This window comes from Ekhidna sp. (assembly GCF_965212185.1).
Lineage (GTDB): Bacteria > Bacteroidota > Bacteroidia > Cytophagales > Cyclobacteriaceae > Ekhidna.
Genome location: NZ_OZ243102.1, coordinates 3,607,354 through 3,634,331, shown reverse-complemented (window position 1 = coordinate 3,634,331; position 26,978 = coordinate 3,607,354). Strand labels below are relative to the sequence as shown.

The 26,978-nt window shown below is 40.4% G+C and carries 19 protein-coding genes; 15 read left to right on the top strand and 4 right to left on the bottom strand.

The features are described 5' to 3' along the window. Window positions 1–37 precede the first annotated feature (37 nt). The 10 genes from ACOMC3_RS15880 to ACOMC3_RS15835 all read left to right on the top strand — a co-directional run bounded on the left by ACOMC3_RS15880 (window position 38) and on the right by ACOMC3_RS15835 (window position 8,968). Window positions 38–766, top strand: a complete 729-nt coding sequence (locus ACOMC3_RS15880; protein ID WP_420316868.1) for a beta-ketoacyl-ACP reductase — start codon at window positions 38–40, stop codon at window positions 764–766. Between the two features lies 1 nt (window position 767). After that, window positions 768–1,757 (top strand): 3-oxoacyl-ACP synthase III family protein, encoded by a 990-nt coding sequence (locus ACOMC3_RS15875; RefSeq protein WP_420316867.1) that lies wholly within the window; start codon window positions 768–770, stop codon window positions 1,755–1,757. 6 nt (window positions 1,758–1,763) lie between these two features. Continuing rightward, a complete protein-coding gene (gene menE, locus ACOMC3_RS15870; protein WP_420316866.1) occupies window positions 1,764–3,263 on the top strand; it encodes an o-succinylbenzoate--CoA ligase in 1,500 nt (499 codons plus the stop codon). Window positions 3,264–3,266: 3 nt separating this feature from the next. Then, the gene (locus tag ACOMC3_RS15865; RefSeq protein WP_420316865.1) at window positions 3,267–3,671 is read left to right on the top strand and encodes a hypothetical protein; all 405 of its coding nucleotides are present in this window, start codon (window positions 3,267–3,269) and stop codon (window positions 3,669–3,671) included. A gap of 122 nt (window positions 3,672–3,793) precedes the next feature. Next, window positions 3,794–4,351 carry an RNA polymerase sigma factor gene (locus ACOMC3_RS15860; protein WP_420316864.1) on the top strand — a complete coding sequence of 186 codons (558 nt, stop codon included), beginning with the start codon at window positions 3,794–3,796 and terminating at the stop codon, window positions 4,349–4,351. After that, window positions 4,341–4,820: a hypothetical protein gene (locus tag ACOMC3_RS15855; RefSeq protein ID WP_420316863.1), complete on the top strand. Its 480-nt coding sequence runs from the start codon at window positions 4,341–4,343 to the stop codon at window positions 4,818–4,820. Before ACOMC3_RS15860 ends, ACOMC3_RS15855 begins: the two co-directional genes overlap by 11 nt. Then, window positions 4,804–5,907: a hypothetical protein gene (locus tag ACOMC3_RS15850; protein ID WP_420316862.1), complete on the top strand. Its 1,104-nt coding sequence runs from the start codon at window positions 4,804–4,806 to the stop codon at window positions 5,905–5,907. The genes ACOMC3_RS15855 and ACOMC3_RS15850 overlap by 17 nt, the downstream gene beginning before the upstream one ends. 37 nt (window positions 5,908–5,944) lie before the next feature. Then, window positions 5,945–6,457 carry a hypothetical protein gene (locus ACOMC3_RS15845; protein WP_420316861.1) on the top strand — a complete coding sequence of 171 codons (513 nt, stop codon included), beginning with the start codon at window positions 5,945–5,947 and terminating at the stop codon, window positions 6,455–6,457. A 3-nt stretch (window positions 6,458–6,460) separates the two neighbouring features. Then, window positions 6,461–7,111 carry a hypothetical protein gene (locus ACOMC3_RS15840; RefSeq protein WP_420316860.1) on the top strand — a complete coding sequence of 217 codons (651 nt, stop codon included), beginning with the start codon at window positions 6,461–6,463 and terminating at the stop codon, window positions 7,109–7,111. A 45-nt stretch (window positions 7,112–7,156) separates the two neighbouring features. Further along, complete coding sequence (locus tag ACOMC3_RS15835; RefSeq protein WP_420316859.1) at window positions 7,157–8,968, top strand: tetratricopeptide repeat-containing sensor histidine kinase; 1,812 nt, start codon at window positions 7,157–7,159, stop codon at window positions 8,966–8,968. Here ACOMC3_RS15835 and ACOMC3_RS15830 read toward each other — a convergent pair. Then, complete coding sequence (locus tag ACOMC3_RS15830) at window positions 8,949–10,139, bottom strand: THUMP-like domain-containing protein (RefSeq protein ID WP_420316858.1); 1,191 nt, start codon at window positions 10,137–10,139, stop codon at window positions 8,949–8,951. The genes ACOMC3_RS15835 and ACOMC3_RS15830 overlap by 20 nt on opposite strands. Before the next feature lie 6 nt (window positions 10,140–10,145). Next, complete coding sequence (locus tag ACOMC3_RS15825) at window positions 10,146–11,138, bottom strand: aspartate-semialdehyde dehydrogenase (protein WP_420316857.1); 993 nt, start codon at window positions 11,136–11,138, stop codon at window positions 10,146–10,148. A gap of 88 nt (window positions 11,139–11,226) precedes the next feature. Here ACOMC3_RS15825 and ACOMC3_RS15820 point away from each other — a divergent pair, with 88 nt between their 5' ends. The 5 genes from ACOMC3_RS15820 (at window position 11,227) to ACOMC3_RS15800 (ending at window position 20,995) form a co-directional block, all read left to right on the top strand. Next, window positions 11,227–17,670 (top strand): lamin tail domain-containing protein, encoded by a 6,444-nt coding sequence (locus tag ACOMC3_RS15820; RefSeq protein WP_420316856.1) that lies wholly within the window; start codon window positions 11,227–11,229, stop codon window positions 17,668–17,670. A 99-nt stretch (window positions 17,671–17,769) separates the two neighbouring features. After that, window positions 17,770–18,147: a TraR/DksA family transcriptional regulator gene (locus ACOMC3_RS15815; RefSeq protein WP_420316855.1), complete on the top strand. Its 378-nt coding sequence runs from the start codon at window positions 17,770–17,772 to the stop codon at window positions 18,145–18,147. After that, window positions 18,147–18,710: an SMC-Scp complex subunit ScpB gene (scpB, locus tag ACOMC3_RS15810; protein ID WP_420316854.1), complete on the top strand. Its 564-nt coding sequence runs from the start codon at window positions 18,147–18,149 to the stop codon at window positions 18,708–18,710. The genes ACOMC3_RS15815 and scpB overlap by 1 nt, the downstream gene beginning before the upstream one ends. A 21-nt stretch (window positions 18,711–18,731) precedes the next feature. Next, window positions 18,732–19,475 carry a pseudouridine synthase gene (locus ACOMC3_RS15805; protein ID WP_420316853.1) on the top strand — a complete coding sequence of 248 codons (744 nt, stop codon included), beginning with the start codon at window positions 18,732–18,734 and terminating at the stop codon, window positions 19,473–19,475. A 197-nt stretch (window positions 19,476–19,672) separates the two neighbouring features. Then, window positions 19,673–20,995: an ammonium transporter gene (locus ACOMC3_RS15800; protein ID WP_420316852.1), complete on the top strand. Its 1,323-nt coding sequence runs from the start codon at window positions 19,673–19,675 to the stop codon at window positions 20,993–20,995. 23 nt (window positions 20,996–21,018) lie between these two features. Here ACOMC3_RS15800 and ACOMC3_RS15795 read toward each other — a convergent pair whose 3' ends face one another. Both ACOMC3_RS15795 and gltB read right to left on the bottom strand, forming a co-directional pair. Continuing rightward, window positions 21,019–22,419 (bottom strand): glutamate synthase subunit beta, encoded by a 1,401-nt coding sequence (locus tag ACOMC3_RS15795; RefSeq protein WP_420316851.1) that lies wholly within the window; start codon window positions 22,417–22,419, stop codon window positions 21,019–21,021. A gap of 9 nt (window positions 22,420–22,428) precedes the next feature. After that, entirely contained in the window at window positions 22,429–26,859 is a 4,431-nt protein-coding gene (gene gltB / locus ACOMC3_RS15790; protein ID WP_420316850.1) for a glutamate synthase large subunit, read from the bottom strand. Between the last annotated feature and the right edge of the window lie 119 nt (window positions 26,860–26,978).

The window sequence follows — 26,978 nt, the reverse complement described above, 5'->3', positions numbered from 1 at the left end:
GTAGCATCCAGTTATCGGCCTTTTAATACTGATATAAATGAAAAGACTAGAAAATAGAGTGGCCATCGTGACGGGCGGATCAAATGGAATTGGAAAATCGACCTGTCAAAAGTTCGCAGCTGAAGGAGCCAAAGTGATTATTTGGGACCTGAATGAAGAGGCGGGTAATCAGTTGGCCAGCGAGATTGACGGAGCGTTTCAAAAAGTGAATACCGTAGACTATGAAGCCGTAGGTAAGGCCACAGAAGCGGTCATTGAAAAACATGGCAAAATTGACATTCTCATTAACAATGCCGGAATTACACGAGATGCTACATTGAAAAAAATGACTCCTGACCAGTGGCAGCAGGTAATTGACGTGAACCTCACGGGTGTTTTCAATTGTGGAAAACACATTCAGGCACACATGACAGAAGCGGGCTATGGACGAATTGTAAATACATCATCCGTTGTAGGTATCTACGGAAATTTTGGTCAATCTAATTATGTAGCCACAAAGGCCGGAGTTATTGGATTAACGAAGGTGTGGGCGCGCGAGCTTGGCAGAAAAGGAGTTACAGCCAATGCTGTAGCGCCGGGGTTTATTGCCACAGATATGGTGATGGCCATGCCGGACAATGTCATTGACATGATGAAATCAAAAGTGCCAACCGGAACTTTAGGTAAGCCGGAAGATATAGCCAATGCGTATTGCTTTTTAGCATCAGAAGAGGCTGGCTATATCAATGGAGCAACAATTAGTGTGGATGGAGGAATGACAGTATAATATGAGAAACGCCAGAATCATTTCAACCGGGATGTATGTTCCAAAAAACATTATCCCCAACACCTATTTTGATGAAATTTTAGGAGAAAATGTTTCGGAATGGCTGGAAGCCAACGTGCATATTAGAAACCGCCGATGGTGCGATGAGGATGAGTCCACAGCCGATCTCTGCATCGAGGCTGCTAAGGTCAATTTAGACCGTGCAGGATTAAAACCGGAAGATATCGACTTGCTGATTGTTTGCACAGACACACCTGAATACATTTCTCCCTCAACTGCATCCAAAGTTCAGCACAAAATGGGTATGACAAATGCCGGAACTTTTGATCTCAATTCGGCTTGTGCGGGATTTGTTATCGGCCTGGATACGGCTGTCAAGTACATCAAAGCGGACGAGAACTACAATAAGGTGATGGTCATCGGGGCTTACGCGATGAGCAAGTATCTGAATAAGCTCGACAAGAAAACCTGCAATCTTTTTGCTGACGGAGCAGGGGCAGTGATACTATCAGCTACTGAAGAAACTGGAACTGGCTACCTGGCCAGCGAGCTACGAACCAAAGGAGAATATTGTGACTGGATGGGCATCTATGCAGGAGGCACTTTTCAACCAGTGACTCAGGAGGTGGTCGAAAATAAAGATCACCTCTTAAAATTCGTCAAGCGCTTTCCAAGTGAATTGAACCCTGATGTGTGGTCAGACATGGCCAATGAGCTGGCAAAAAGATCCGGAACAAACGTGGAAGATGTAGATCAATTCATGTTTACCCAGATCAATATCAATAGCATTTGGGCAACACTTGACAAGCTGGGGCTGGATAGAGATAAGGCACATACGGTGATGCACGAATATGGCTACACCGGATCAGCATGTATCCCAATGGCGTTGGATGAAGCTGTCCAACTTGGGAAAGTAAAAAAAGGAGATTTGATCTACTTTATTGGTTCTGGTGGTGGGCTAGCATTTGCCAGTGCTGCATTTAGATTTTAAATATCTATGAGCTTTCGAAAAGACTGGATAGAGCGATGGGCAGAATATGCTCCCATAAAAGTGGCAGTTTCTGATGCTGAAACCGGCAATTGTCTTACGTATCGTCAGCTCAACAATCTTTCCAACTTCCTGGCGAAACGATTACAGACTGAAGGTATCCAGCCAGGTGATCGGGTTGCGGTATTGTCTGAGTTTAGGTTGGAATACATTGTGCTTTTGGGTGCGGCCATGAAGTTGGGGTTTATCATAGTTCCGTTAAACTATCGACTGTCGCCAAGAGAGGTTTGCTACATGGTCAACAATTGTGAGCCAAAAATGGTGATCTCGGAAGAAAAGTTTAGCTCATTGATAGATTCGAATGAGTTGGAATATCAGCCATCCATAAGTTGGGACATGCAGGATCTCTTTTCTGAACTTTCTAAAGTTTTAGGTGATGAAGAGTTTAATGCTAATGACATTAAGGATGATGATCCACTTTTCATTATTTATACTTCGGGTACCACGGGCTTTCCAAAAGGAGCGATCTATTCCTATAAAATGGCTTTCTGGAATGCGATAAATACACAAATACGGCTGGATATAACCTCTCGGGATCATACAATTATTTGTATGCCACCTTTTCACACTGGAGGGTGGAACGTTTTGCTAATGCCATTTCTACTTCAGGGTGGATCATTCACCCTGTTACGAAAATTTGATGCGGCTACAGTGCTTAATTTACTAGAAGACGAGGAGGTCACATTATTTATGGGCGTTCCTACTATGCTCAAGATGATGGCTGATGATGGGTCGTTTGGAGAAGTGAGTCTGGAGTCTGTTCGCTATTTCATCGTGGGTGGAGAGGCAATGCCTTTACCACTGATTGAGTTGTGGGAGTCGAAGGGTGTCCCTATCCGTCAGGGTTTTGGACTGACAGAAGCCGGTCCGAATATTTATTCCCTTCATCATGATGATGCCATGAGAAAAATTGGATCTATTGGTACACCTAATTTTTTCGTGGGTGTGAAATTAATGAAGCAAGATGGCACGGAGGCGAAAGGTGAAGAAGAAGGCGAGCTCTGGCTCAACGGCCAGGTGGTGACTCCCGGGTATTGGAACAATGAGGAGGCAAGCAAAGAGGCCTTTACAGATGGATGGTTCCGAACTGGAGATATTCTCGTTCGGGATGAGGAAGGATATTTTTATGTAAAAGATCGAATAAAAAACATGTTTATCTCTGGTGGAGAAAATGTGTATCCGGCTGAGGTTGAGAAATTACTTCAGACACATCCATCGATTCAAGAAGTGGCCGTAATTGGGGTTCCCGATGAACGATGGGGTGAGGTAGGCAAGGCGATAGTTGTGGGGCGTTCAGCTACATTGACTAAGGACGATATACTTGATTTCTGTGCCGGGAAGCTGGCTAAATTCAAGATCCCTAAACATGTGGAGTTGGTGGATGAAATTGCCAAGACTGAAAGTGGGAAGATTGACAGGAAAAAGTTGAAATCATTTGTAAATACATAGCTTATGTCAACATCTTCTCTAAAATATGATAAAAGCCACTGCAAAATCTATCTTGAGCAGGATCTAAATTGTATTCGTCTGTTTTGGAATGGCTTTTCTAAACCAGAGGATTTTCAGGAGGCCTGCAATTTCGCTTTGGACTTATTGGTTGAGAATAATGCAAGCATGGTGATTGCTGATAATCGAAATGCATCTGTGGTTAGTAAAGAAAACCAGGCCTGGCTTGCCCAGGAGTGGTATCCAATGGCTTATGCGAAGGGCTTCCGGACATCTGCAGTTATTGTTGGAGATAATGCACTAAACAAGATTTCCATCAAAAAAATTGAAAACTCCCGAACCGGTGGTGAATTCACCACTCAGCACTTTGAAACCCTGGAAGAAGCCAAAGAGTGGCTCAAATCGATATAGGCTCTAACGAGTTAAATCAACCTTCTCATAGGTAAAGCGTATATCATCTAAGTTTGCAAGAAACCAATAATTTTTTTGTCATTGAGAAACCTTTGATAAAAGGTATTGTCTTTTAAGAGATCGTGAGCACCACACAGACCATTCATAAGCACCTGATTATACAGAGTCAGCAGGGAGACCAGGCGGCCATGTCGTCACTTTATGGTCATTATGCTAAGGCTATGTATAACATATGCCGACGGATGATGGGTGACGAGGAGGAGGCAAAAGATATGCTTCAAGAATCATTTATTGATGCATTCCAGAAGCTTCCTTCACTTAGAGAGGTGAATACGTTTAGCTCATGGATTAAAAGAATAGTAATTAACAATTGCATTAATGCTATTCGAAAAAGAAAGTTGGATACTTCTCAACTCGAGGAGAATACTGATTTTATTGAAGAAGAGGATGATGATTTTGAGTATACTCAATTCCAAGCCTCTAAAATTTTGCAGGTAATCGATTTATTGCCCAATGGATGCAAAACGGTATTAAACCTTTACTTGTTTGAGGGTTATGACCACAAAGAAATAGGTCATATACTGGGTGTATCAGAATCAGCTTCAAAAGCACAGTATTGTAAAGCTAAAGCGAGGATCAGGAAATTATTAGCAGAGGAAAGGAATCAAAATGCGGGATAGTCTAAAAGAACATATTGAAAACTCAAGAGAGGATTTTGAATTATATCCATTTGAAGGAGATAATGAGTGGAAGAACATTGCCAATAAAATTCAACCCTCTGACAAGCAGAGAAATCCCTGGAAAATCGTTGGTATTGCAGCATGTTTTGCATGTGTGTTAATGGGTTCTGTTTTTTTCGCAAATACAAGCTCTTCTCAACCCAATGAGTTAGTGGAGATGGAAAATTTCTATAACAGCGAGATCAATCATAAGATTAATTTGATAAAGAATCAATTGAACGATGATCGTATTTTGAAAGATGTAGAGGAGATGGATGTTGCCTTTGCTGAGCTAAAAGCGGATTTGAATGACAATGTAGACAATGAGGAAGTGATTACAGCAATGATGGAAAACTATCAGTTGAAACTCCAAATATTAGAAGAAATTTTATCAGAAATAGAGAAGGAGAAGAGTGAAGAAATGCTTTAACATATTACTGGCAATTTTTATTGCTGCACCACTTTTTGGTCAGGTAAGACAAGAACGTGATTTTAAAAGATCATTTTCCTCTACTGAGAACACAAAAGTGGAAGTTGTAAGTAAATACGGAGAAGTGATCGTACGAACATGGAATCTAGATTCTGTCAGATTTGAGGTTATTGTACGGGCTGAAGGTAAGAATTCATCAGCAGTTGCTAAATCTATGTCACGGGTAGAGGTTAAATTCAGAAAAGTCGGGAGTGTAATTTCTGCGATAACAGAAATAAGCAGTGGAAATGGATTCTTTGGTAACGTATTAAGCGAGGTTGAGGGAGTGATGGGTAACAATAAGTTGAAAGTTGATTACCAAGTTTGGATTCCAAAAGATGTGATGCTCAGTATAGAAAATAAATATGGAGACCTGTACATGGCCAATGTAGATGGCCGGGTTGATTTAAATATTTCTCATGGTGACATCAAAGCCAATGACCTATCAAAAACCCTTAATCTTAAACATAGCTTTGGTAAATCATCTTTTGGTATAATAAATGACGGGATTTTTACTCTTAGAGGAGCTGAGGTGAGAATTGATGAAGCAAATCAATTAAATGTAGAAAGTGGGAGTTCAGAAATTCGAGTGGATAAAATCGACAGAATTCAACTCAATTCAAGAAATGACAAAATTCATTTACTTGATGCAAGGGAAATTATGTGTGAAGGCTCATTTACTGACTTGACTTCTGACTTGTTGAGAGGTTCAGCACGACTAGACTTTAGTTACGGAGATATCTACTTAAGTCGGATAGAAAAAGATTTCAATAGTATTGATATAACGGGTAAGTCTACAGAAATCAATTTAGTATTGAATCAGGCTTCTTATATTAAAACCTACATAAAAGGCTCAGAAGATGGCATGATACTACCAAATAGTATGCTTACGATGCAGAAAGAACATTTTCCTGAAGAGGGTCAAATATCACTATCTGGATTTGTTGGTAATACAAATACACGACATAGTCAATTACTTATTGAAGCTGAAGGAGGAGAACTAATTGTAGCCATAAAAGAAACACCTATTTTCGTAGATAAAGACTAAGAGCAATCTTTTCATGCACCGTCACCACCGGAAACTCATGCACAAATTAATCTCTGGAATTATACTATTCATAATTTCATTTACGTCATCTGCTCAGCAGCTTTATGAAAAATCTTCCGGTATAAGAATTGGACATACTTCTGGTCTAACATTTAAGAAGTTTGTAACTGAAGATGAAGCTGTGGAACTATTGCTAAGTGGAAGGAATGAAGGGATGCATTTTGCAGTCCAATACCTCTTTCATGAACCGATGGAATTTTCATTTAATGATCGATTTTATCTTCATTATGGTATTGGAGGGCATGTAGGGTATGAGAAATTCGATGACCTATCCAAAACTTTGTCAAATGCTGCAGGAGATGAATTTATCTACGAGCCAAAGAGCTTTTTCATAATGGGTGTAGATGCTAGTTTAGGTATAGAGTATCGATGGCTTGAAGTTCCTGCGACCTTTGGGTTTGATATAAAACCATATTTCAATTTCATTGGCATGAGACATACGAAGGCTAAGTTCTGGGATGCTGCCATTTCATTTAAATATGTATTCTAGCCGATGAGAACCTCTATCCTAGTTATTCTATCATTATTAGCATTTTCATCATATGCTCAAAAGTATGTCGACACTTATGACCCAAAGAATGAAGAAATAAAGTCGCTGCTTAGCAAACAAAACGACTTGAATGCGTTTGGCGCAGCAGATTTAAAGGTTGGCGACCTGAAAGGTGAAAGAGCACTCTTAGTGGGTGCTTATGGAGGGTTTATTATTAATAGGAGATACCTTTTTGGAGTGGCTGGATATGGCATTGTCACGAATGTGGAGTTTGATGGCATGGTTCAGGGTCAAACTGAAATGAAAAAACTCAATCTCCACGGAGGCTATGGTGGCCTTTTAATAGGAGGCACAATTGCTCCCAAAGAGCTCATTCACATCAGTTTCCCAATTGTGTTAGGAGTAGGATCTTTAGAGGTAGTTGATAAAGATTTTTTTGTCAACAATCCTGCAGATTCAGAATTCACCATAGAGAATACCGTTTTCTTCGTTGCTGAACCTGGATTAGAAGTTGAATTTAATATCACAAAATACTTTAGACTAGGTGCTGGAATGACCTACAGATATGTTTCAGGATCAGAATTAGATAATATTAAAGACGAGGATTTAACAGGCACAACTGCCATGATCAGTTTCCGTTTTGGAAGATTCTGATTTACCTATTTTTGCTAAGTAACAAAAAGCTCTTATCTTCTCTCTGTGAAACTCACCATTCACTTTTTGGTCATATTACTTGTATGCTCCACGGGTACTCTACGAGCACAAGTTCCTAACCCTACAGCTGAAATTGCGGGGCTGATTAAACTATGTGATTCACTTATTTACGATCAACCTCAAAGTAGCCTTGAGTTGGCTGCTAAAGCACACGAGCTGGCATTAAATGCTAAGAACGATTCTCTTATTGCTATTGCACTGAATCGAATAGGAAGTGCACAATGGTCTTTGGGAAATCAGTTGGAGGCATTAGAAAAAATACAAGAATCATTGCAGATTTCAGAACTCAACAACTTTGAAGAGGTAATCGCTAAAAACTTAGGTAATATTGGAAATGTTTATGCTGCTTCAGGTCTGGACCTTGATGCCATCGGATACTATAAGTCAGAGTTATCCATTCAAAAATCCAAAAAAGACACGTTTAGATTATTCGCAATTAATAATAATATTGGAAAAGCATTTTTAGACCTTAGTTATTACGATTCAGCTAAATATTATTTAGAAGAAGCATCTAAGTATCTGGGATTAAAATTTGAGCACCTTCATTCTATCTATTATTTCAATCAGGCTGAGCTTCAATATAAAATGGGTAGCATGATTGAAGCAGATTCATTACTGCAATTGACTTTTAAAAATGCTAACGAGTATGACAGTAAAAGAGGTATCATTAGAGCAAATCAGCTTCAAGCAGAATTAGATAGAAACACGGGTAACTTCAAGAAGGCATTTAAACATGCAGATTTAGCCTTTGATATGGCAATGGAAAGTGGAGTGAAAGAGCTTATTTATATCACCAGCAAAACACTGTCAAGGTGTTATGGAGCATTGGGAAACTTTAAAGAAGCTTATGAAAAGGAACTACTTCATGAGCAATATTTGGACAGTGTCCAGAGTATATTTACGATAAATGAACTTGAGCTTTTATCCTACTACCAGCGTCTTTTTAGGATGAGAGTGCTGGAATCAAGGAATGAACTTAACAAACAACTGGCCGAGCAACAACAGCTAATAATAAAAGGCCTTGTTGTTGCTTTAGTAATAGCAGCGATTTTAATTGCAATCATTGTAATGGTTGTTAGAGAATTGGGTATCAGAAAAAGAAAACTTGAAGATCTAAACAAGTTCAAATCAAAAATCTTTGCAATAGTCTCCCACGATCTAAAGTCGCCGATTCAATCTGTTTCATCAGTTATTGAGATGTTTAACGAGAAACTCATTAGCAAAGAAGAGATTGAACCTCTTCTGCCTGTTGTGAAAGAAAAAACATCCAATCTTATGAACCTTTTGAATAACATATTTATGTGGGCGGAAGGTCAGATGGAGGGCGAGAATCTGGATAAGGAAAACCTGTCAGTTTATGAGGTAGTCGAAGGATTAAATAATGAATTAAGAGAACGATTGGTTGAAAAAAGCATAACTCTCAAATACGATTCCGCATTTGGATTTATCATATTATCTAATAAAGGAATTTTACGAATACTCTTAAGAAACCTGATTGTAAATGCAATAAAGTATTCAACCCCTAATTCAATAGTTGAAATTAACTGTGTAAATGGGCCAAAGACCAAAATAATTGAAGTTATAGATGAAGGCATTGGCATGTCAAAAGAAATGCAAGAGAAATTATTTACCGGAGGACTGGATAGTAAGGAAGGAACTGCTGGTGAACAAGGAAACGGTCTCGGTCTAGCACTATGTAGTGACTTTGTAAAAGGGCTTGGTGGAGATATCGAGGTGGAAAGCGTACTTAATAAGGGATCTGTGTTTAGAATTATTCTCAAAGATCAATCCGATTAGCTACGATTGTTTGTGGCTTTTCATCTTTATCTCTAAATGCTATTAAATAAAAATTTCCTCCATCATTGAGCTTCCATTTTTTCTTAATGTCATTTGCTTTCATTGGATAATTGCGAGAAATCACATTGATTTTATGATAAGGAGCATACTTAGAAATTGATTTTTTGGTTACATGCTCTATGACTTTAAATACCTTTCCTGGGAAGAAATCAAGGAGCTTTTCAGATGTATATAAATGAGTATTTCTATTTAATTTTTTCAGCTTGAAATCTGAGGATATTTTATCGAACGGGCCTGCTTTCATGATAGCAGTGTTAGGCTCGTAAAGAATGGATTCTAGACCGCCGCAAATTGTTTGAGATGAATGTTCTTCCTCATTAGTGAATGAATAGTCAAGCTGTGAAGTTTCTAGATTTGTGCAGTGAATAATTGGCTTTGATTTTACATTCTTGTTTATAAGAATAAGAACCTCTTTACAATCATTTTTCACAGACACGACGTGTACTTCTTTTATTTGAGAGATTTTGCTGAGAATGTCTTGAATATCAAGCAATGGAGAAAATTTTATGACTACAGCATTAGCCCTATCTAACCTGGGAAGCAATTCGATAAGATTAGGTGTACAATCCTCAATTCTAAACACCCGATTTTTTACATCATCCCTTCTTGCAGGGTCGAGATATATGGTTGTGTTTTCGTAATCTAGTTCGGTAGATTCTAAGAAGTCAGAAGCATACTTATTTACTATTGTAATATCTCTTTTGAGTATCGATACATTGTGAGCAAATACTTCACATAATTCTTTTTCCTTTTCAACATATATGGTGTTTTCAAAAGATTCACTTAATGCTAAACAATCAATCCCCATACCTCCTGTGAGATCGACGAGAGTGTGTCCTTTAACTAGTTTTTTCTTGTAACCACATGTTGCATCTGAGGAGGCTTGCTCAATTGAAAGGGGAGGAGGCATTATTAAATCAAAATTGCTGCACCATGAATCAAGTTTACCCTTTGCTTTTTGCCTAGCTAATATCTGATTAGCAACTATTCTGATCTGGTTTTTAAAATCGGATGGTGGATTCAAGATCAACTTACGTGGATCTGTGTATGTATTTTCTTGAATGAATTTTTTTACAAACTTTTGAGATAGAAAATCTATAGCTGAATTCATTTTGGATCAATAAACCAAACTATTCTCAATCATGTACTCAGCTATTTGAATAGCATTCGTTGCTGCTCCTTTTCTAAGATTATCAGAAACTACCCACATATTTAAGGTCTTAGGTTGAGTTTCATCTCTTCTGATTCGTCCAACAAAAACATCATCCTTATCATGCGCAGTTAATGGCATAGGGTACTCATTATTTGACGGATTGTCTACTATAGTTACCCCTGGGGCTTTTTCAAGAATGGAATAAACCTGCTCCAAAGAAAATTCAGTTTCAAATGCTACATTGATTGATTCTGAGTGTCCACCAACTGTAGGAATACGGACGCATGTAGCAGTCACTTTAATCGTGTCATCTCCCATAATCTTCATTGTCTCATTGATCATCTTCATTTCCTCTTTCGTATAGCCGTTTTCCTGAAATACGTCTATATGAGGTAATGCATTCATGTCAATTTTGTAAGGATAAACCATCTCTACATTGGTTCCTGATCGTTCTCCCTCCAACTGATCTACTGCGCCTTTACCTGAACCAGTGACAGATTGATAGGTGGAGACCACTACTCGATTGATTTTAAATGCATCATGCAAAGGCTTCAATGCAACAACCATTTGGATAGTAGAGCAATTAGGGTTGGCAATGATTCGATCATCGATTCGAAGAGTGTTCCCATTAACTTCAGGAACAATCAGCTTTTTACCAGCATCCATTCGCCAGGCCGAGGAATTATCAATAACTACCGTTCCAGCCTCTGCAAATTTTGGTGCATTTTCCAAAGAAACAGATCCCCCAGCAGAGAATAGAGCTATGTCTGGTTTAGCAGCAATGGCATCTTCCATGGATACGATTGTATACTGCTTATCAAGGTACGGAATCTGTTTGCCAATAGATCTTTCTGATGCAACAGGTATAAGCTCATCTATTGGGAAATTCCTTTCTGCCATGATTTGGAGCATTTTTTGCCCTACTAAACCGCTAGCTCCAACAACTGCTATTTTCATAATTCCTTAAACAATCAAAGTAATGTTTCTGAAGCAAAACTACTACATTTAACCTGTGAGTATTCGTTATTCTATACGAAGTGTTTTGATGGTTATCTTCATTGCTATTTCCATTGAATCTACCAGTCAAGTAATTGATGATTTTAGTGATGGAGATTTTACTGATGGCACCCCATTAGCTTGGACAGCTTCTCAAACTTCCGGTGGGGCTGATTTTATTATTGCAAGTGGAGAAGTACAATCAAATGGGCCTGCCGCAAGCGGCGATATTTATTTGGCTACCAACTTAGGGATTGATTTTGCTAATAATGATGTGATCTGGACTTTTAAAGCCCGATACACGGGAGGCGGTCCGAGTGGTAGCAATAGGATTGAAATATTCCTCATTAGTGATATTGAAGAAATATCAACAAGTCCATCCGGGTATTATTTAGGGATTGGTGAGTCTGGATCAACTGATGGCATTGACCTATTTAAAACTGGTAGTAGCACAGCAATTATTAATGATAACAATGATCTTGTTGGTTCCGGCATAGATATTCATGTTCGGGTGACAAGAACCGCTGTTGGAGGATGGACATTGGAAGCAGATCCTACTGGTGGGAATTCATTTGCTACAATAGGAAGTACTTCAGACACTGAATTTACTACTGGGAATTTTTTCGGGTTTTATGTACAGCACACGTCCACTCGTTTTGATGATTTCTTTTTTGATGATTTCTCGATAACTACTACCCCAATTGCAGATACGGAACCACCGGTAATACAATTGGTTACCCCTATTTCAAATACCCAGATAGATGTACAATTCAACGAAGATGTAGATCAGGTTACATCTGAATCCATATCAAATTATTCACTCGATGGTGGTATATCCATAATTGGCGCAAGTCGGGATGGAGCTGACAATTCACTGGTTCATTTGACTGTAGATCCATTGCCCAATGGCACATCCTATACTTTGACAATAAATGGTGTTGAGGATGTAAATGGAAATACCATCGTCGGCAATAGTCAGCAAAGCTTTGAATACCTGGTGCTGGAAAGCGCAATTCTCAATGATATTGTTATTAATGAATTCCTTGCTGCTCCAAATGCATTGGGTTTGCTCCCAAATGAGGAATTTGTTGAATTGTATAATCGATCTAACAAGTATATAAGCCTTGAAAACTGGCAAATAAGTGATCAGACTGGATCTTCCTCAACATTCAATTTAGATACATTACAACCTGGCGATTACCTAATTCTAACGGCTTCTGGAAATGGACCTTTATTCGAGACTTATGGAGATGTTTTAGAGGTAAGCAACTTCCCATCGTTAAACAACAGTGGTGACAGCATCATCCTGAAGAATGCAACATCGATTCTCATCCATGAGACGGCCTATATATCTTCATCAAGTGGCGTCTCAACAGAACTGATTAATCCGAATGGTCCTGATTACTCAGCCAACAATTACGGCACTAGTACGGATCCAGATGGAGGTACCCCTGGAGAACAAAACTCGATATTTGATGACACCCCAGATACAACTCCACCATCCATAAGTTCGATTAGTGTGATCTCCTCAACAGAACTGGATGTGACCTTTGATGAGCCATTGGAAGAGACTTCATCGGAAACCATAGGCAACTACAGTATTGATGGAGGGATAACGATAAGCACAGCTACATTAGATGCGAGCAACAATCAATTGGTGCACCTGACCGTGAGCACCCTTCCGTCAGGAGAAATCAGAACTTTAATAGTCAATGGCGTAGAAGATCTTTCTGGTAATGCAGTAAACAATGCGACAATAGATTTTGAATACATCGAGACAGAAACAGCAGAGTTGAATGATGTGGTAATCAACGAGTTTTTGGCAGCACCAAGTTCAACAGGCACAATACCCAATGCAGAGTATGTGGAGGTCTACAATCGTTCCAATAAGTTCATCGAACTGAATGGCTGGACGTTGAGTGATGCAGCGGGTAGCTCAGCTGCTTTTGGGAGTTACATCCTTCGTCCGGATTCCTTTTTGATCCTGACAGAAACAGACAATGGATCACTTTTTACTACCTATGGAGATGTGCTGGAAATCAACAACTTCCCATCGTTAAACAACAGTGGTGACAGCATCATCCTGAGCAATGCAACATCGATCCTTATCCATGAGACGGCCTACACATCTTTATTAAGTGGCGTCTCAACAGAACTTATTAATCCGAATGGTCCTGATTACTCTGCCAACAATTACGGCACTAGTACAGATCCAGACGGAGGCACTCCTGGAGAACAAAACTCGATATTTGATGACACCCCTGATACAACTCCACCATCGATAAGTTCGATTAGTGTGATCTCCTCAACAGAACTGGATGTGACCTTTGATGAGCCATTGGAAGAGACTTCATCGGAAACCATAGGCAACTACAGTATTGATGGAGGGATAACGATAAGCACAGCTACATTAGATGCGAGCAACAATCAATTGGTGCACCTGACCGTGAGCACCCTTCCTTCAGGGGAAATCAGAACTTTAACAGTCAATGGCGTAGAAGATCTATCTGGTAATGCAGCAAGCAATGCCACAATAGACTTTGAATACATCGATACAGAAACCGCAGAGTTGAATGATGTGGTGATCAATGAGTTTTTGGCAGCACCAAGTTCAACAGGCACAATACCCAATGCAGAGTATGTGGAGGTCTACAATCGTTCCGATAAGTTCATCGAACTGAGTGGTTGGACGTTGAGTGATGCAGCGGGTAGCTCAGCTGCTTTTGGGAGTTACATCCTTCGTCCGGATTCCTTTTTGATCCTGACAGAAACAGACAATGGATCACTGTTTACTACCTATGGAGATGTGCTGGAAATCAACAACTTCCCATCGTTAAACAACAGTGGTGACAGCATCATCCTGAGCAATGCAACATCGATCCTTATCCATGAGACGGCCTACACATCTTTATTAAGTGGCGTCTCAACAGAACTTATTAATCCGAATGGTCCTGATTACTCTGCCAACAATTACGGCACTAGTACAGATCCAGACGGAGGCACTCCTGGAGAACAAAACTCGATATTTGATGACACCCCTGATACAACTCCACCATCGATAAGTTCGATTAGTGTGATCTCCTCAACAGAACTGGATGTGACCTTTGATGAGCCATTGGAAGAGACTTCATCGGAAACCATAGGCAACTACAGTATTGATGGAGGGATAACGATAAGCACAGCTACATTAGATGCGAGCAACAATCAATTGGTGCACCTGACCGTGAGCACCCTTCCTTCAGGGGAAATCAGAACTTTAACAGTCAATGGCGTAGAAGATCTATCTGGTAATGCAGCCAGCAATGTGACGATAGACTTTGAATACATCGAGACAGAAACAGCCGATGTGAATGATGTGGTAATCAACGAGTTTTTGGCAGCACCAAGTTCAACAGGCACAATACCCAATGCAGAGTATGTGGAGGTCTACAATCGTTCCAATAAGTTCATCGAACTGAGTGGTTGGACGTTGAGTGATGCAGCGGGTAGCTCAGCTGCTTTTGGGAGTTACATCCTTCGTCCGGATTCCTTTTTGATCCTGACAGAAACAGACAATGGATCACTTTTTACTACCTATGGAGATGTGCTGGAAATCAACAACTTCCCATCGTTAAACAACAGTGGTGACAGCATCATCCTGAGCAATGCAACATCGATCCTTATCCATGAGACGGCCTACACATCTTTATTAAGTGGCGTCTCAACAGAACTTATTAATCCGAATGGTCCTGATTACTCTGCCAACAATTACGGCACTAGTACAGATCCAGACGGAGGCACTCCTGGAGAACAAAACTCGATATTTGATGACACCCCTGATACAACTCCACCATCGATAAGTTCGATTAGTGTGATCTCCTCAACAGAACTGGATGTGACCTTTGATGAGCCATTGGAAGAGACTTCATCGGAAACCATAGGCAACTACAGTATTGATGGAGGGATAACGATAAGCACAGCTACATTAGATGCGAGCAACAATCAATTGGTGCACCTGACCGTGAGCACCCTTCCTTCAGGGGAAATCAGAACTTTAACAGTCAATGGCGTAGAAGATCTATCTGGTAATGCAGCCAGCAATGTGACGATAGACTTTGAATACATCGAGACAGAAACAGCCGATGTGAATGATGTGGTAATCAATGAGTTTTTGGCAGATCCGATTCCCTCAGTTGGATTACCTGAGGGTGAGTTTATAGAACTATATAATCGATCATCTAAGAATATCGATTTACAAAAATGGACACTCGATGGAGCTGTCTTAAATCCGTATGTTCTGAAGCCTAACCAGTTTTTGCTATTGTTGGATGATTCCAACCTAGAAAAATATGCTACATACCAAAATGTGATTTCTGTCCCAAGCATGAATCTTTCGAATGATGAAGATCAAATTTTACTTCGCGACAGCACAGGGATGATCGTTTATTCAATATCTTATGAAGGAAGCGTTTCTGGAGTTTCTGCTGAGCTAATCAATCCAAACGATCCATGTTTATCATTTGATAGTTATTCAGAATCAATAGATCCTGCTGGTGGCACACCAGGAGAACAAAACTCAATTTTTGATAATTCAGTAGATGTGACTCCTCCATCGGTTCAATCTTATAATTTCGATTCAACCCTAGAGATACATTTTTCAGAGGTTATGGATTCATTGAGTTTGCTGAATGGATCATTCACTGTAAACAATGGATTGACAATCAATGATTTGGTTGTAGTAGATCGATTTTCAAAATCTGTAATGATTTCATTTACAAATTCACCTTCACCAGGAGTCATTTATGAATTAACAATATCAGATATAACCGACTGCTCCGGCAATCAAATACAGGAATCCACCATCATTTTTGGAACGGGTAGAACCCCTTCATTTAATGAATTAATTATAACTGAAATAATGTTTGATCCTGAACCACAAATTGTGCTTCCAAATAGAGAATTCATTGAAATCTACAACAACACTAATGATATACTTAGTACAGAAAGTTTGATCCTATCTGATGCAACAGAAAGTGCGAATGTTCCTGCAAGAACAATAAATCCAGGTGAATTTTACCTGCTCACAACGACTTCAGGAGCAGCTGATTTTGATGTAAATGTTATTGCAGTTCCTAATTTCCCATCATTAAATAATAGTGGTGAACAACTAGTTCTGACCACCTCTTCTAATCTGATTTTTTCAGTGACATACGACCCAGATTGGCACGATGAAAACAAAGCCTCTGGAGGGTACTCACTGGAAATGAAAGACCTTTCAAATCCATGTTTGGAAGAAAATAATTGGGGTAGTTCTCGAGATAGTTCAGGAGGTACTCCAGGGAAGGAAAATTCTATTTCAGATAGTTTTCCCGATAATTTTCCTCCTGAGATAAATGAGGTTTTTGTTCTTGATCCGGACGCTATTCTCATCAACTTTAATGAGAAGATAATTCCTTCAACTAATTCATCGGTAGAAATAGATTTTAGTCCTGATGCATCTCTAGAAAGTATTCAATTCGATTATTCTAAACCTAATTCAATAATTGTAAACTTTGCTGAAGCGTTAATTAAGAATACGCAATACACGATAGTTCTTTCAAATATTTCTGATTGCTCAGGCAATTCATCAATTGAAACAAGCTTCGATTTTACTATACCCGCTGAAGCTGGTGAAGGGGATATCAAATTAAGCGAGATATTGTTCAATCCACGCTCTAATGGAGTGGACTTTGTTGAAGTGTATAATTCTTCAGAAAAATTCATCAGTCTGAAAAATTGGTACTTGTCTAACCTAGATGATGAGGGAATAGCTGATAATCCGAAAGTGATTTCATTGGAGGAGCTTGTAATAGATCCTGGACAGTATATGGTATTCACAACAGATGCTGAACTATTGTTTAACAATTATCCTAAGAGTCAATTTTCGAATTTTATAGAAGTAATGTCACTTCCTTCTTTTCCAAATACTGAAGGAAGTGTTGCTATTTTGAACGAAGTGGAATCACTGGTTGAGTCATTCATTTATTCAGAAGACTATCATTATAACCTACTGGAAAGTGTAGATGGAGTTTCACTTGAAAGAATATCCTTTGATCAATCCAATGATGAGAATAATTGGAGATCAGCTGCAAGCACGGAAGGGTTCGCTACACCTGGATATGAAAACTCCCAGCAAAATGTAAACGAATCTCCGGCAGGAAAAATATCAGCAATTCCGGAGGTGTTTATTCCAGGCAATGCTGGGTCTGGAAGAGACTTCACAACCATTAATTATGAGCTCGAATCACCCGGTCAATTTGCAAATGTGACTATTTATGACCAGTCTGGAAGGCTAGTCAAGAACCTTGCTCAGGGTGTTTTACTATCAACAACCGGCTTTTTAAGGTGGGATGGAGATACCAATAATGGAAGCATGGCTCGCATGGGTTACTATCTTATCATTTTTGAGATATATGATAGTAGCGGCAATTCTGAGGTTATCAAGGAAACGGTGGTTGTAGGGCGAGATTTTTAATGTCAAATCCATTTTAGGATTTATCTCATTATTTTTTGTGCTGTAAGCTCAGTATTTTCGCTTGATTTTACGTTGTTATTACTTTAAAACTCACCTGTTATGAGCGAAAAAACTAGATATTCGGACGAGGAGCTTAAAGAGTTTGAAGAGCTAATTCTTCAAAAATTAGAAAAAGCTAAAGAAGAATTGAATACTTTGAAATCATCTCTCACCAGAGATTCGGATGATAGCGGAGATAATTTTTCTTCAGTGAAAACATTGGAAGATGGAGCCGATACTGCTGAAAAGGAACAGCTAAGCCAGTTAGCAGGAAGACAGCAAAAATTCATTAATAATCTTGAAAATGCACTCGTACGTATTAAAAATGGCACATATGGTATATGTGTTGATACAGGCAAGCTGATTTCAAAGGAACGTTTAATGGCTGTTCCGCATACTACGCAAAGTATCGATGCGAAGCTGAATAGACAGTCTTAATGGATTATCTAGCTAATCACATTCAAGCATTGGTTTTCTGTTCTCCAAAACCGATTACAGAAGATGATATACAGGATTGCCTTAAAGAGATGTTTGATGCTGATGTTCCACAAGATGACATTACAGCTGGTCTTCAGGTAATTGAAGAAAAGTTTAAAAGCGATGATTTTGCGATGGAATTGGTTAAATCAGGGGGTGGCTACCAGTTTCTAACCAAGCCATCCTATCAAGCCAGTATTGGAATTTTGCTTAAACAACAATCCAAAAAACGACTTTCTAATTCTGCATTAGAAACCCTCTCTATAATCGCTTATAAGCAACCTATTACGAAGAGCGAAGCAGAACAAATTAGAGGAGTTAATTGTGATTACTCCATTCAAAAACTTCTGGAAAAAGAATTAGTTGAGATCAAAGGTAAATCTGAAGGTGTAGGAAGGCCTATACTTTATGGGACCAGCCAAAAGTTCATGGATTATTTTGGTATCAATGACCTAAAAGAGCTCCCAACTCCCAAAGACTTTACGAGCGAAGAAGAGAATACAATTGGTGAAGAAAGAGAATAGAAGCAGCAAAGCGATAGCTGTATGAAAAGACCCAACAAGAAGGAGATACAAAAACCTGCTGAAATTCGGCTGAATCGATTTATAGCTAATGCAGGGGTGTGTTCAAGACGTGATGCAGATAATCTCATAGCTGAGGGGAGAATTAAAGTTAATGGCAAGGTAGTCTCTGAAATGGGCTATAAAGTCAAGAAAACCGACATTGTAGAGTATAAGGGAAAGAAACTTAAGTCTGAGACACACCAATACGTACTTCTTAATAAGCCTAGAGGCTTTGTTACAACCACGAAAGATCCACATGCTAAAAGGACTGTTATGGAACTTGTTGAAAAAGCATGTGAAGAAAGAATTTATCCTGTTGGGAGATTAGATAAAGAAACAACAGGCTTGCTATTGTTTACCAATGATGGAGAAACTGCAAAAAAGCTCACTCACCCTTCACATAAAGTAAAAAAAATCTATCAAGTAGAGCTGAACAAACCGATTACTAATTCGGATTTTGACTCGATATTAAATGGTGTTGAATTGGATGATGGTAAAGCGGAAGTTAATGAAATGGCAGTGCTTGGAGATGACAATAGAACACTTGGGCTTGAAATCCACATTGGTCGTAATCGAATAGTGAGAAGAATTTTTGAGAGTTTAGGTTACGAAGTAAAAAAACTTGATCGAGTCATGTTTGCTTCATTGACCAAAAAAAACCTACCCAGAGGTAAATTTCGTCATCTGAACCCCAGAGAAGTAATGGGTCTAAAAGGTATTAAATAGCCTTTTACTAAAAACCTTTGCGAAAATTTCAATATCGTTTATAAAAAGACACCACTTTTTGAAAAAGTGGATGGATTTTAATCCATCGAATGATCGATTTGCAAAAATTTGCTAAAAAAAGGATTAATTCATATCTGTATTTATAATTATTTCAGTAAATAGGTACTTTTATAGTTTAATTTTAATCCAGTTTTGCTATGAATTGCCAATTCAAGAAGAAATTACCAGCTTTTTTAATCATTCTTTTACTTCCAATGCTAAGTTTTGCCCAGGATGGGGCTGTTGATACAGGTAATACAGCCTGGATGTTAATGGCAACTGCATTGGTAATGTTGATGACACCAGCTGGACTGGCACTCTTCTACGGAGGGCTTACTCAACATAAAAGTGTGCTAAATACCGTGGGAATGAGCTATGTTTCCTTCCTGATCGGCACGCTGGTATGGGTGATCATTGGCTACTCACTCTCATTTGCCGATGGCAATGGTTTCATAGGTGGACTGGATTACGTTTTGCTTAAAAATATTGCTATAACAGATATTGTCGATGGAGCGAATATTCCAAAAATATTGGATGTGGCATTTCAGGGAACATTCGCGGCTATTGCGGTGGCGATTGTAAGTGGATCGGTCATTGAACGTATCCGGTTCTCGTCATGGATATGGTTTGCTATTTTATGGATAGTAGTAGTATATGCACCAATCTGCCATTGGGTGTGGGGTTCTGAAGGGTTTCTTCACGGAGACCTGGATTTTGCCGGGGGAGCGGTAATTCATATCAACGCAGGAGTCTCTGGATTGGTACTTGCACTTTTAGTTGGCAGAAGAATGAATCTGCATGAAGAACGGAAACCCTCTTCCATAAAATTTATGATTTTAGGATCAGCTCTTCTTTGGTTTGGTTGGTTCGGCTTTAACGGAGGCAGTGCTTATGGAGCAAATTTTCTAGCGGCAAATGCGCTCATGGTGACCAATATTGCTGCATGTACCGCTGGGGTTGTATGGCTGATTATAGAAATGGTAATTATCAAAAAACCAACCCTGATTGGTGTGGCATCCGGGGCTATATGCGGGTTGGTTGGTATTACACCAGCTGCAGGATTTGTAGGCGTTCCCGGTGCACTTGTGATAGGAATTATCAGCAGTGTTGTAGGCTACCTGGGAGTTGTAAAACTTAAAGCATATTTCGGTCATGATGATACGTTAGATGCATTTGGTATGCATGGTCTGGTAGGAATCGCTGGTGCATTACTCACAGGAGTATTGGCTAATCCGGCGATTGACCCTTCGGGAGTTGGTGCACTTTATGGTAATCCAGGTCAGCTATTGATACAATTAAAATCTGTAGGTGCTACCATCGTGTATTCCGCAGTTGGGACATTTGTTGTTTATAAAATTGTATCACTCTTTACAAAAGGTGCCAGGATCACAAAGGACCTTGAGTTGGAAGGAATGGATATTGGATATCATGGCGAACAGCATATCACCATAGAAAGAGAAATGGTTACTGACCTAACCTAAAAGAAACCCCGAAAGGGGTTTTTTTATGCATTTAAAAATTTGCACACCGCTTCTGCAGCCTTTCGCCCTTCGGCAATCGCCCAAACAACGAGTGATTGACCTCTGCGCATATCCCCGGCGGCAAATACTTTTTTGCTGCTGGATTGAAAGTTTTTGGTGGAGACATTTCCACGCGAGTCGAGCTCCAATTCAAGCTGAGAAAGTAAACCCTCCTTTTGCGGGTGAACAAATCCTGCCGCAATGAGTGCCAGCTGTGCCGGAATGATCTGTTCCGATCCTGGTCGCTCCTTCATTTTACCATTTTCAAAAGAGACCTCAACCACTTTTAGTCCCGTAAGCTGACCTTTCTTACCCACGAATTCCTTAGTCATGATCGCCCATTTGCGATCGCACCCTTCCTCATGGGATGTTGATGTCCGGAGCACCATAGGCCACTCAGGCCAGGGGTTGTCCTCCGGGCGTTCCAGCGGAGGTTTATCCATGATCTCTATTTGGGTAATGGATTTAGCCCCTTGTCGGTTGCTCGTGCCAACACAATCAGATCCTGTATCACCACCACCTATGACCACCACGTCTTTACCTTCAGCAGAAATTTTATTCTTCGTTGATTGACCGGTGGCTACCTCTCTGTTTTGTTGTGTGAGAAATTCCATCGCGAAATGAACCCCTTTAAGATTTCTTCCCGGGATACCTAAATCTCTGGGAATGGTGCTCCCACCACATAGTACGATCGCATCAAAAGACTTATCCAATTCTTTGGCGGTAATGACAAAACCAACATTCACCTTTGTTTTAAAGGTGATCCCTTCTTTTTCCAAAATAGATACCCGGCGTTCTACAACCTGCTTCTCCAACTTAAAATCCGGAATCCCATATCGCAACAATCCTCCAACATCCTCGTCCCGCTCGAAAACAGTGACTGAGTGTCCCGCTTGATTTAATTGATCGGCTGCTGCCAACCCGGCCGGGCCAGAACCTACTATCGCAACTTTCTTACCCGTGGAAGTAGATGGTTTTCTTACTTTTTCCAGACCCAATTCAAATCCTTTTTCAGCTATGGATTTTTCAATATGCTCGATGGTAACAGGGGGCTGATTAATTCCCAATACACAGGAGCCTTCACAGGGGGCTGGACAGATTCTTCCGGTAAACTCAGGAAAATTGTTTGTGGACTTGAGTATTTGCCATGCTTCTTCCCACTCCTGATTGTAGACAGCATCATTAAAGTCCGGTATTTTGTTACCAAGTGGGCAACCTGAATGGCAAAACGGCACACCACAATCCATGCAACGAGCGGCCTGTTCCTTGGTTTTATCCTCCGGAAAAGTGTGTTCGAATTCGGTGTAAGATTTTACCCGGGCTTGAACATCCTCCTTTGGAGGAAGCTCTCGGGTATATTCTAAAAATCCTGTTGGTTTTCCCATACTGCTTAATTAATAAACGGGTGTCATTGGAATTTTTGATTTCTCCTTATCCAAAATGTCCTTGTATTTCACAGGAATCACTTTAACAATGTGGTTGAGGTGACGCTCCCAATCCAGCAGGATTTCCTGTGCCAGGCTACTTGCTGTATGTCGGATGTGATTGATAATCAGCCATCGAATATGCTGAATATCCGACGGCTCCAGCGTGTCGAAAACCACCATTTCCATGTTGCAGCGCTCCCTTAGTTTGTTAGCTGTATCAAGTACATAAGCAATGCCACCACTCATGCCCGCAGCAAAATTCTTCCCTGTCTCACCAAGGATTAGCACTGTTCCTCCGGTCATGTATTCACATCCATGATCACCAACACCTTCTACCACAGCTCGTGCACCGGAATTTCGTACTGCGAATCGCTCACCGGCAATGCCATTGATGTAACACTCACCACTTGTAGCTCCATATAATGCTACGTTTCCTATGAGTGTGTTTTCTCTTGCGTGGAAGCGAACATTTCTTTGAGGGTGGATGATGATTCGTCCTCCGGAGAGACCTTTTCCTACGTAATCATTCGCATCTCCTTCCAGGGTAAACTTTAATCCTCTGGCAAGGAAAGCACCAAAACTCTGACCAGCAGATCCTTTGAACTTGGGTTTTACCAGGCTTTTTGAAAGCCCATGCTCACCATATTCTTTGGAAATGATGCTGGAAAGAATGGCACCCGTTGATCGATCCGTATTCTTGATCGGGTAATCATACGCAGCTACAAATGCACTTCTCACCTCATCTTTAATGTCATCCCAAACCTTATAATCCAGGGCATCTGATAGAAGATCTTGCTGTTTGCGTGAGTTGTAGCGGGTATCTCTTGTCTGCTCAAAGTGAAGCACTTTAGAGAGATCCAATCCATTTAAGTCCTGATCCTTAATAGCAAGTCTATTACTCTGGCCAACCATCTCATTAATGGTCTTAAATCCAAGCTCTGCCATGATTTCACGAAGTTCCTGAGCCATGAAGTGGAACAAGTTGATCACATGTTCCGGGTCACCGGAAAACAACTTTCGCAATTCTTCTTTCTGAGTGGCAATCCCTACAGGGCAAGTGTTAAGATGACATTTACGCATCATAATACATCCTTCTGCTATTAACGCCGCAGTGGAAACACCCCATTCCTCTGCACCAAGTAGGGTGGCAATAGCAATGTCCCGACCTGTCATCATTTTTCCATCTGATTGTAGTACCACCCGACTTCTGAGGCGATTTTTGACAAGCGTCTGCTGGGCTTCCGAAAGCCCCATTTCCCATGGTAGACCCGCATGCCGGATCGAACTCAAAGGAGATGCCCCTGTTCCTCCATCTGCTCCGGAAATGAGAATCGCATCAGCGAAACCCTTGGCTACACCCGCAGCTATAGTGCCTACTCCTGCTTGTGAAACAAGCTTCACATTAATACGGGCGTTTGGATTGGCATTTTTTAAATCGAAAATGAGCTGCGCCAGATCTTCAATGGAATAAATATCATGGTGTGGCGGAGGTGAGATCAGGTCTACTCCAGGAGTTGACATTCGCACTCTACCGATCCACTCATTTACTTTGTGACCGGGGAGCTGACCGCCTTCACCTGGCTTGGCACCCTGCGCGATTTTAATTTGAATTTCGTCCGCATTATTGAGGTAGTATGAGGTTACCCCAAATCGACCGGAGGCCACTTGCTTAATTCTTGATTTCTCCGAATCTCCATTCTCTTTTGGCTTAAACCGACTTACATCTTCTCCTCCTTCACCGCTGTTGCTTTTCCCTCCAATGCGGTTCATCGCAATGGCGAGTGTAGTATGTGCTTCATGAGAAATGGAGCCGAAGGACATGGCGCCTGTGGCAAATCGTTTAAGTATGTTTTCGACTGGCTCTACCGAATCGATTGGGATGGAATCCTTGAATTTAAAATCGAGCAAATGCCTGATGTAGAAAGGATCCTCAGGTTGATTGATTCGGGAAGCATAGGTTTTATAAAGCTCATAATTTTTCAGCTTTGTTGCTTTTTGTAGCAGATGAACTGTTTCCGGATCAATCAGGTGACGCTCCTCATCTCTTCGCCAACTATAAACTCCACCATGAGGCAGGTCAGAGTGTTGCTGAAAAGCTTTTGCATGATTATCTCGGATATTTTCTTCAAACTGAGCAAAGGAGCTCCCTCCAATTCGTGAGATGGTACCCTTGAAACATTTATTGATGACTTCATCTGACAAACCAATTGCCTCAAAGATCTGAGCTGCCTGGTAGGATTGTAGCGTTGAAATACCCATTTTGGACATGATTTTAAGCAATCCCTTACCTATGGCTTCCGCGTAATTGTCGGAAAGCGTGTCAAAATCAAGTTGTTTTTTTTCCGCCTGCTCTTTTATGAGGTTAAAACTGAGATAGGGCATTACCGCGCTGGCACCATATCCAATCAGTGTAGCAAAATGATGCACTTCTACAGCATCCGCTGCATGAACAATCAGACTGGTGTGCGATCGGAGTTTCTTATCAATTAAATGATGCTGGATAGCCCCGGTAGCCATCAATGACGGAATTGGCAATCGATCTTCTAAAATATTTTCATCAGAAATAATCAGAATCTTTATTTCTTCCCGGGCAGCTTCCTCAGCGGCTTGGCACAGCTTATTTATTCCATCTTCCAACGTTTCGGAAATAGAAAATGTGCAATCAAGAATCCGATGATTAAATCCCTGGTTTTCCAGTTCCAACACTTTTTGATAAGTCTGGGGCCGGAGGATTGGTCGTGTGATATGAATTTGATGACAATGCGAAGGCTCTTCAGTTAAAATGTTGTTGCCTTTTCCTAGTCTCGTAAAAAGGGACATGACCAGTCGCTCCCTGATCGGGTCTATTGGTGGGTTACTAACCTGGGCAAAAAACTGCTTCAAATAATTGGAAGGGTGTTGTGGAAGTTTGCTTAGAGCAGCAATTGGGATTTCCAAACCCATACTTCCGATGGGCTCTTTTCCTTCCTGGCACATGGGCATCAGAATGCGATCCACCAGCTCTTTGGTCCAGCCATTTCCCTGAAGATAGGATTGATATTTATTTGCCGGTAAAAAAGGAATGTCTGAAAATGGACCCGGTAGAAATCGCAATTTGATTCGATGCTTTTTGATCCAGTCAGTATATGGTTTAGATCTTGATATTTCTTCTTTGATCTCCTGATCAAACCGAACCTGCTGATTCTCAAGATCGGCGATGATCATTTTTCCGGGCTGTAGCCTTCCTTTTTGTTTGACCAACTTTTGGTCGATTGGGAGTGCACCTGTTTCGCTGGAAACAATGAGCCTGTTATCGTATGTGATTGTATACCTACATGGCCTTAAGCCGTTTCGATCGAGAGTGGCTCCTATTATTTCACCATCTGTGAAACACAATGCTGCCGGGCCATCCCAAGGCTCCATTATAGAAGCATTGTATTTGTAAAAAGCTTTGGTCTTTTCATCCATGCTTTGGTTGTACTGCCAGGTTTCCGGAACCAGCATCATTAAAGCATGAGGGAGAGACCTGCCTGCCATAACCAGGAGCTCAATCAACTCATCCAGATTGGCTGAATCTGAGAATGCTGGGTTACAAATGGGTAGCAAGTGTTCAATTTCTTCTTTTGTGAAATACGGAGATTCAAGCAATGCTTCTTTGCTTTTCATCTTATTTACATTCCCTCTGATGGTATTTATTTCTCCATTATGAGCTACGTACCTGAAAGGTTGAGCCAGACTCCATTTCGGAAAAGTATTGGTGGAGAACCTTGAATGGATGATTGCAAAGGATGACTTGAAATCTTCATTTTGAAGATCCAGATAGTATTTTTTTAGCTGGTCTGTTCTTAGCTGACCTTTGTAAACAATTTTGTAGCAGGAGAGAGAGGATATGTAAAACTCGTCGTAATTGGGAGTTAGTTGGTGAGTTGCATATTTGCTGAGCACGTAAAGTTTTCTCTCCAAATCTCGTTCAGCCAGCTCTCCGTGCTTCAAAAAAAGTTGAATAATGATGGGCTCATTGTCCCGCGCAGAAGGACCAACATGCATGCTATCAACCGGAACAGACCTCTTGGCAAAGACCTCAAAACCGAATGATTTGGCGACCGAATTGAATTCATCAAGGCACTCTTCCCATTGTGGTTTTGGCAGAAAGAGCATACCTACACCGTAAGATCTCGGGGTGAGTTTAGCTTTATGTCTGGATAGCTCCTGATCGAAGAGATCGTAAGGAATCTCAGTCATTATTCCGGCACCATCTCCGGTTTCAGGCTCGGCACCCACACCTCCCCGATGCTCCATATTTTCAAGCATCAGAATAGCATCATCTACTGTTTTGTAATCCCGATTACCCTTGATATTAGCGATGAATCCAATCCCGCATGCATCGTGTTCTAGTGAGCTGAGATACATTCCCTCCATGCATTTTCATTTTGAAATAAACTCCAAAATAACAAATAATGAATGGAAATTTTAAATATTAAAAGGCAATCATTCTGTAATTGGAATATTTATCAAAATATTATAAAATATTGAAATAT

Excerpts from the sequence above, each read along its gene's own strand:
- ACOMC3_RS15880 (WP_420316868.1), top strand. The coding sequence starts at position 38 with ATGAAAAGACTAGAAAATAGAGTGGCCATCGTGACGGGCGGATCAAAT.
- ACOMC3_RS15875 (WP_420316867.1), top strand. The coding sequence starts at position 768 with ATGAGAAACGCCAGAATCATTTCAACCGGGATGTATGTTCCAAAAAAC.
- menE (WP_420316866.1), top strand. The coding sequence starts at position 1,764 with ATGAGCTTTCGAAAAGACTGGATAGAGCGATGGGCAGAATATGCTCCC.
- ACOMC3_RS15865 (WP_420316865.1), top strand. The coding sequence starts at position 3,267 with ATGTCAACATCTTCTCTAAAATATGATAAAAGCCACTGCAAAATCTAT.
- ACOMC3_RS15855 (WP_420316863.1), top strand. The coding sequence starts at position 4,341 with ATGCGGGATAGTCTAAAAGAACATATTGAAAACTCAAGAGAGGATTTT.
- ACOMC3_RS15845 (WP_420316861.1), top strand. The coding sequence starts at position 5,945 with ATGCACAAATTAATCTCTGGAATTATACTATTCATAATTTCATTTACG.
- ACOMC3_RS15840 (WP_420316860.1), top strand. The coding sequence starts at position 6,461 with ATGAGAACCTCTATCCTAGTTATTCTATCATTATTAGCATTTTCATCA.
- ACOMC3_RS15830 (WP_420316858.1), bottom strand. The coding sequence starts at position 10,139 with ATGAATTCAGCTATAGATTTTCTATCTCAAAAGTTTGTAAAAAAATTC.
- ACOMC3_RS15825 (WP_420316857.1), bottom strand. The coding sequence starts at position 11,138 with ATGAAAATAGCAGTTGTTGGAGCTAGCGGTTTAGTAGGGCAAAAAATG.
- ACOMC3_RS15820 (WP_420316856.1), top strand. The coding sequence starts at position 11,227 with ATGGTTATCTTCATTGCTATTTCCATTGAATCTACCAGTCAAGTAATT.
- ACOMC3_RS15815 (WP_420316855.1), top strand. The coding sequence starts at position 17,770 with ATGAGCGAAAAAACTAGATATTCGGACGAGGAGCTTAAAGAGTTTGAA.
- scpB (WP_420316854.1), top strand. The coding sequence starts at position 18,147 with ATGGATTATCTAGCTAATCACATTCAAGCATTGGTTTTCTGTTCTCCA.
- ACOMC3_RS15805 (WP_420316853.1), top strand. The coding sequence starts at position 18,732 with ATGAAAAGACCCAACAAGAAGGAGATACAAAAACCTGCTGAAATTCGG.
- ACOMC3_RS15800 (WP_420316852.1), top strand. The coding sequence starts at position 19,673 with ATGAATTGCCAATTCAAGAAGAAATTACCAGCTTTTTTAATCATTCTT.
- ACOMC3_RS15795 (WP_420316851.1), bottom strand. The coding sequence starts at position 22,419 with ATGGGAAAACCAACAGGATTTTTAGAATATACCCGAGAGCTTCCTCCA.
- gltB (WP_420316850.1), bottom strand. The coding sequence starts at position 26,859 with ATGGAGGGAATGTATCTCAGCTCACTAGAACACGATGCATGCGGGATT.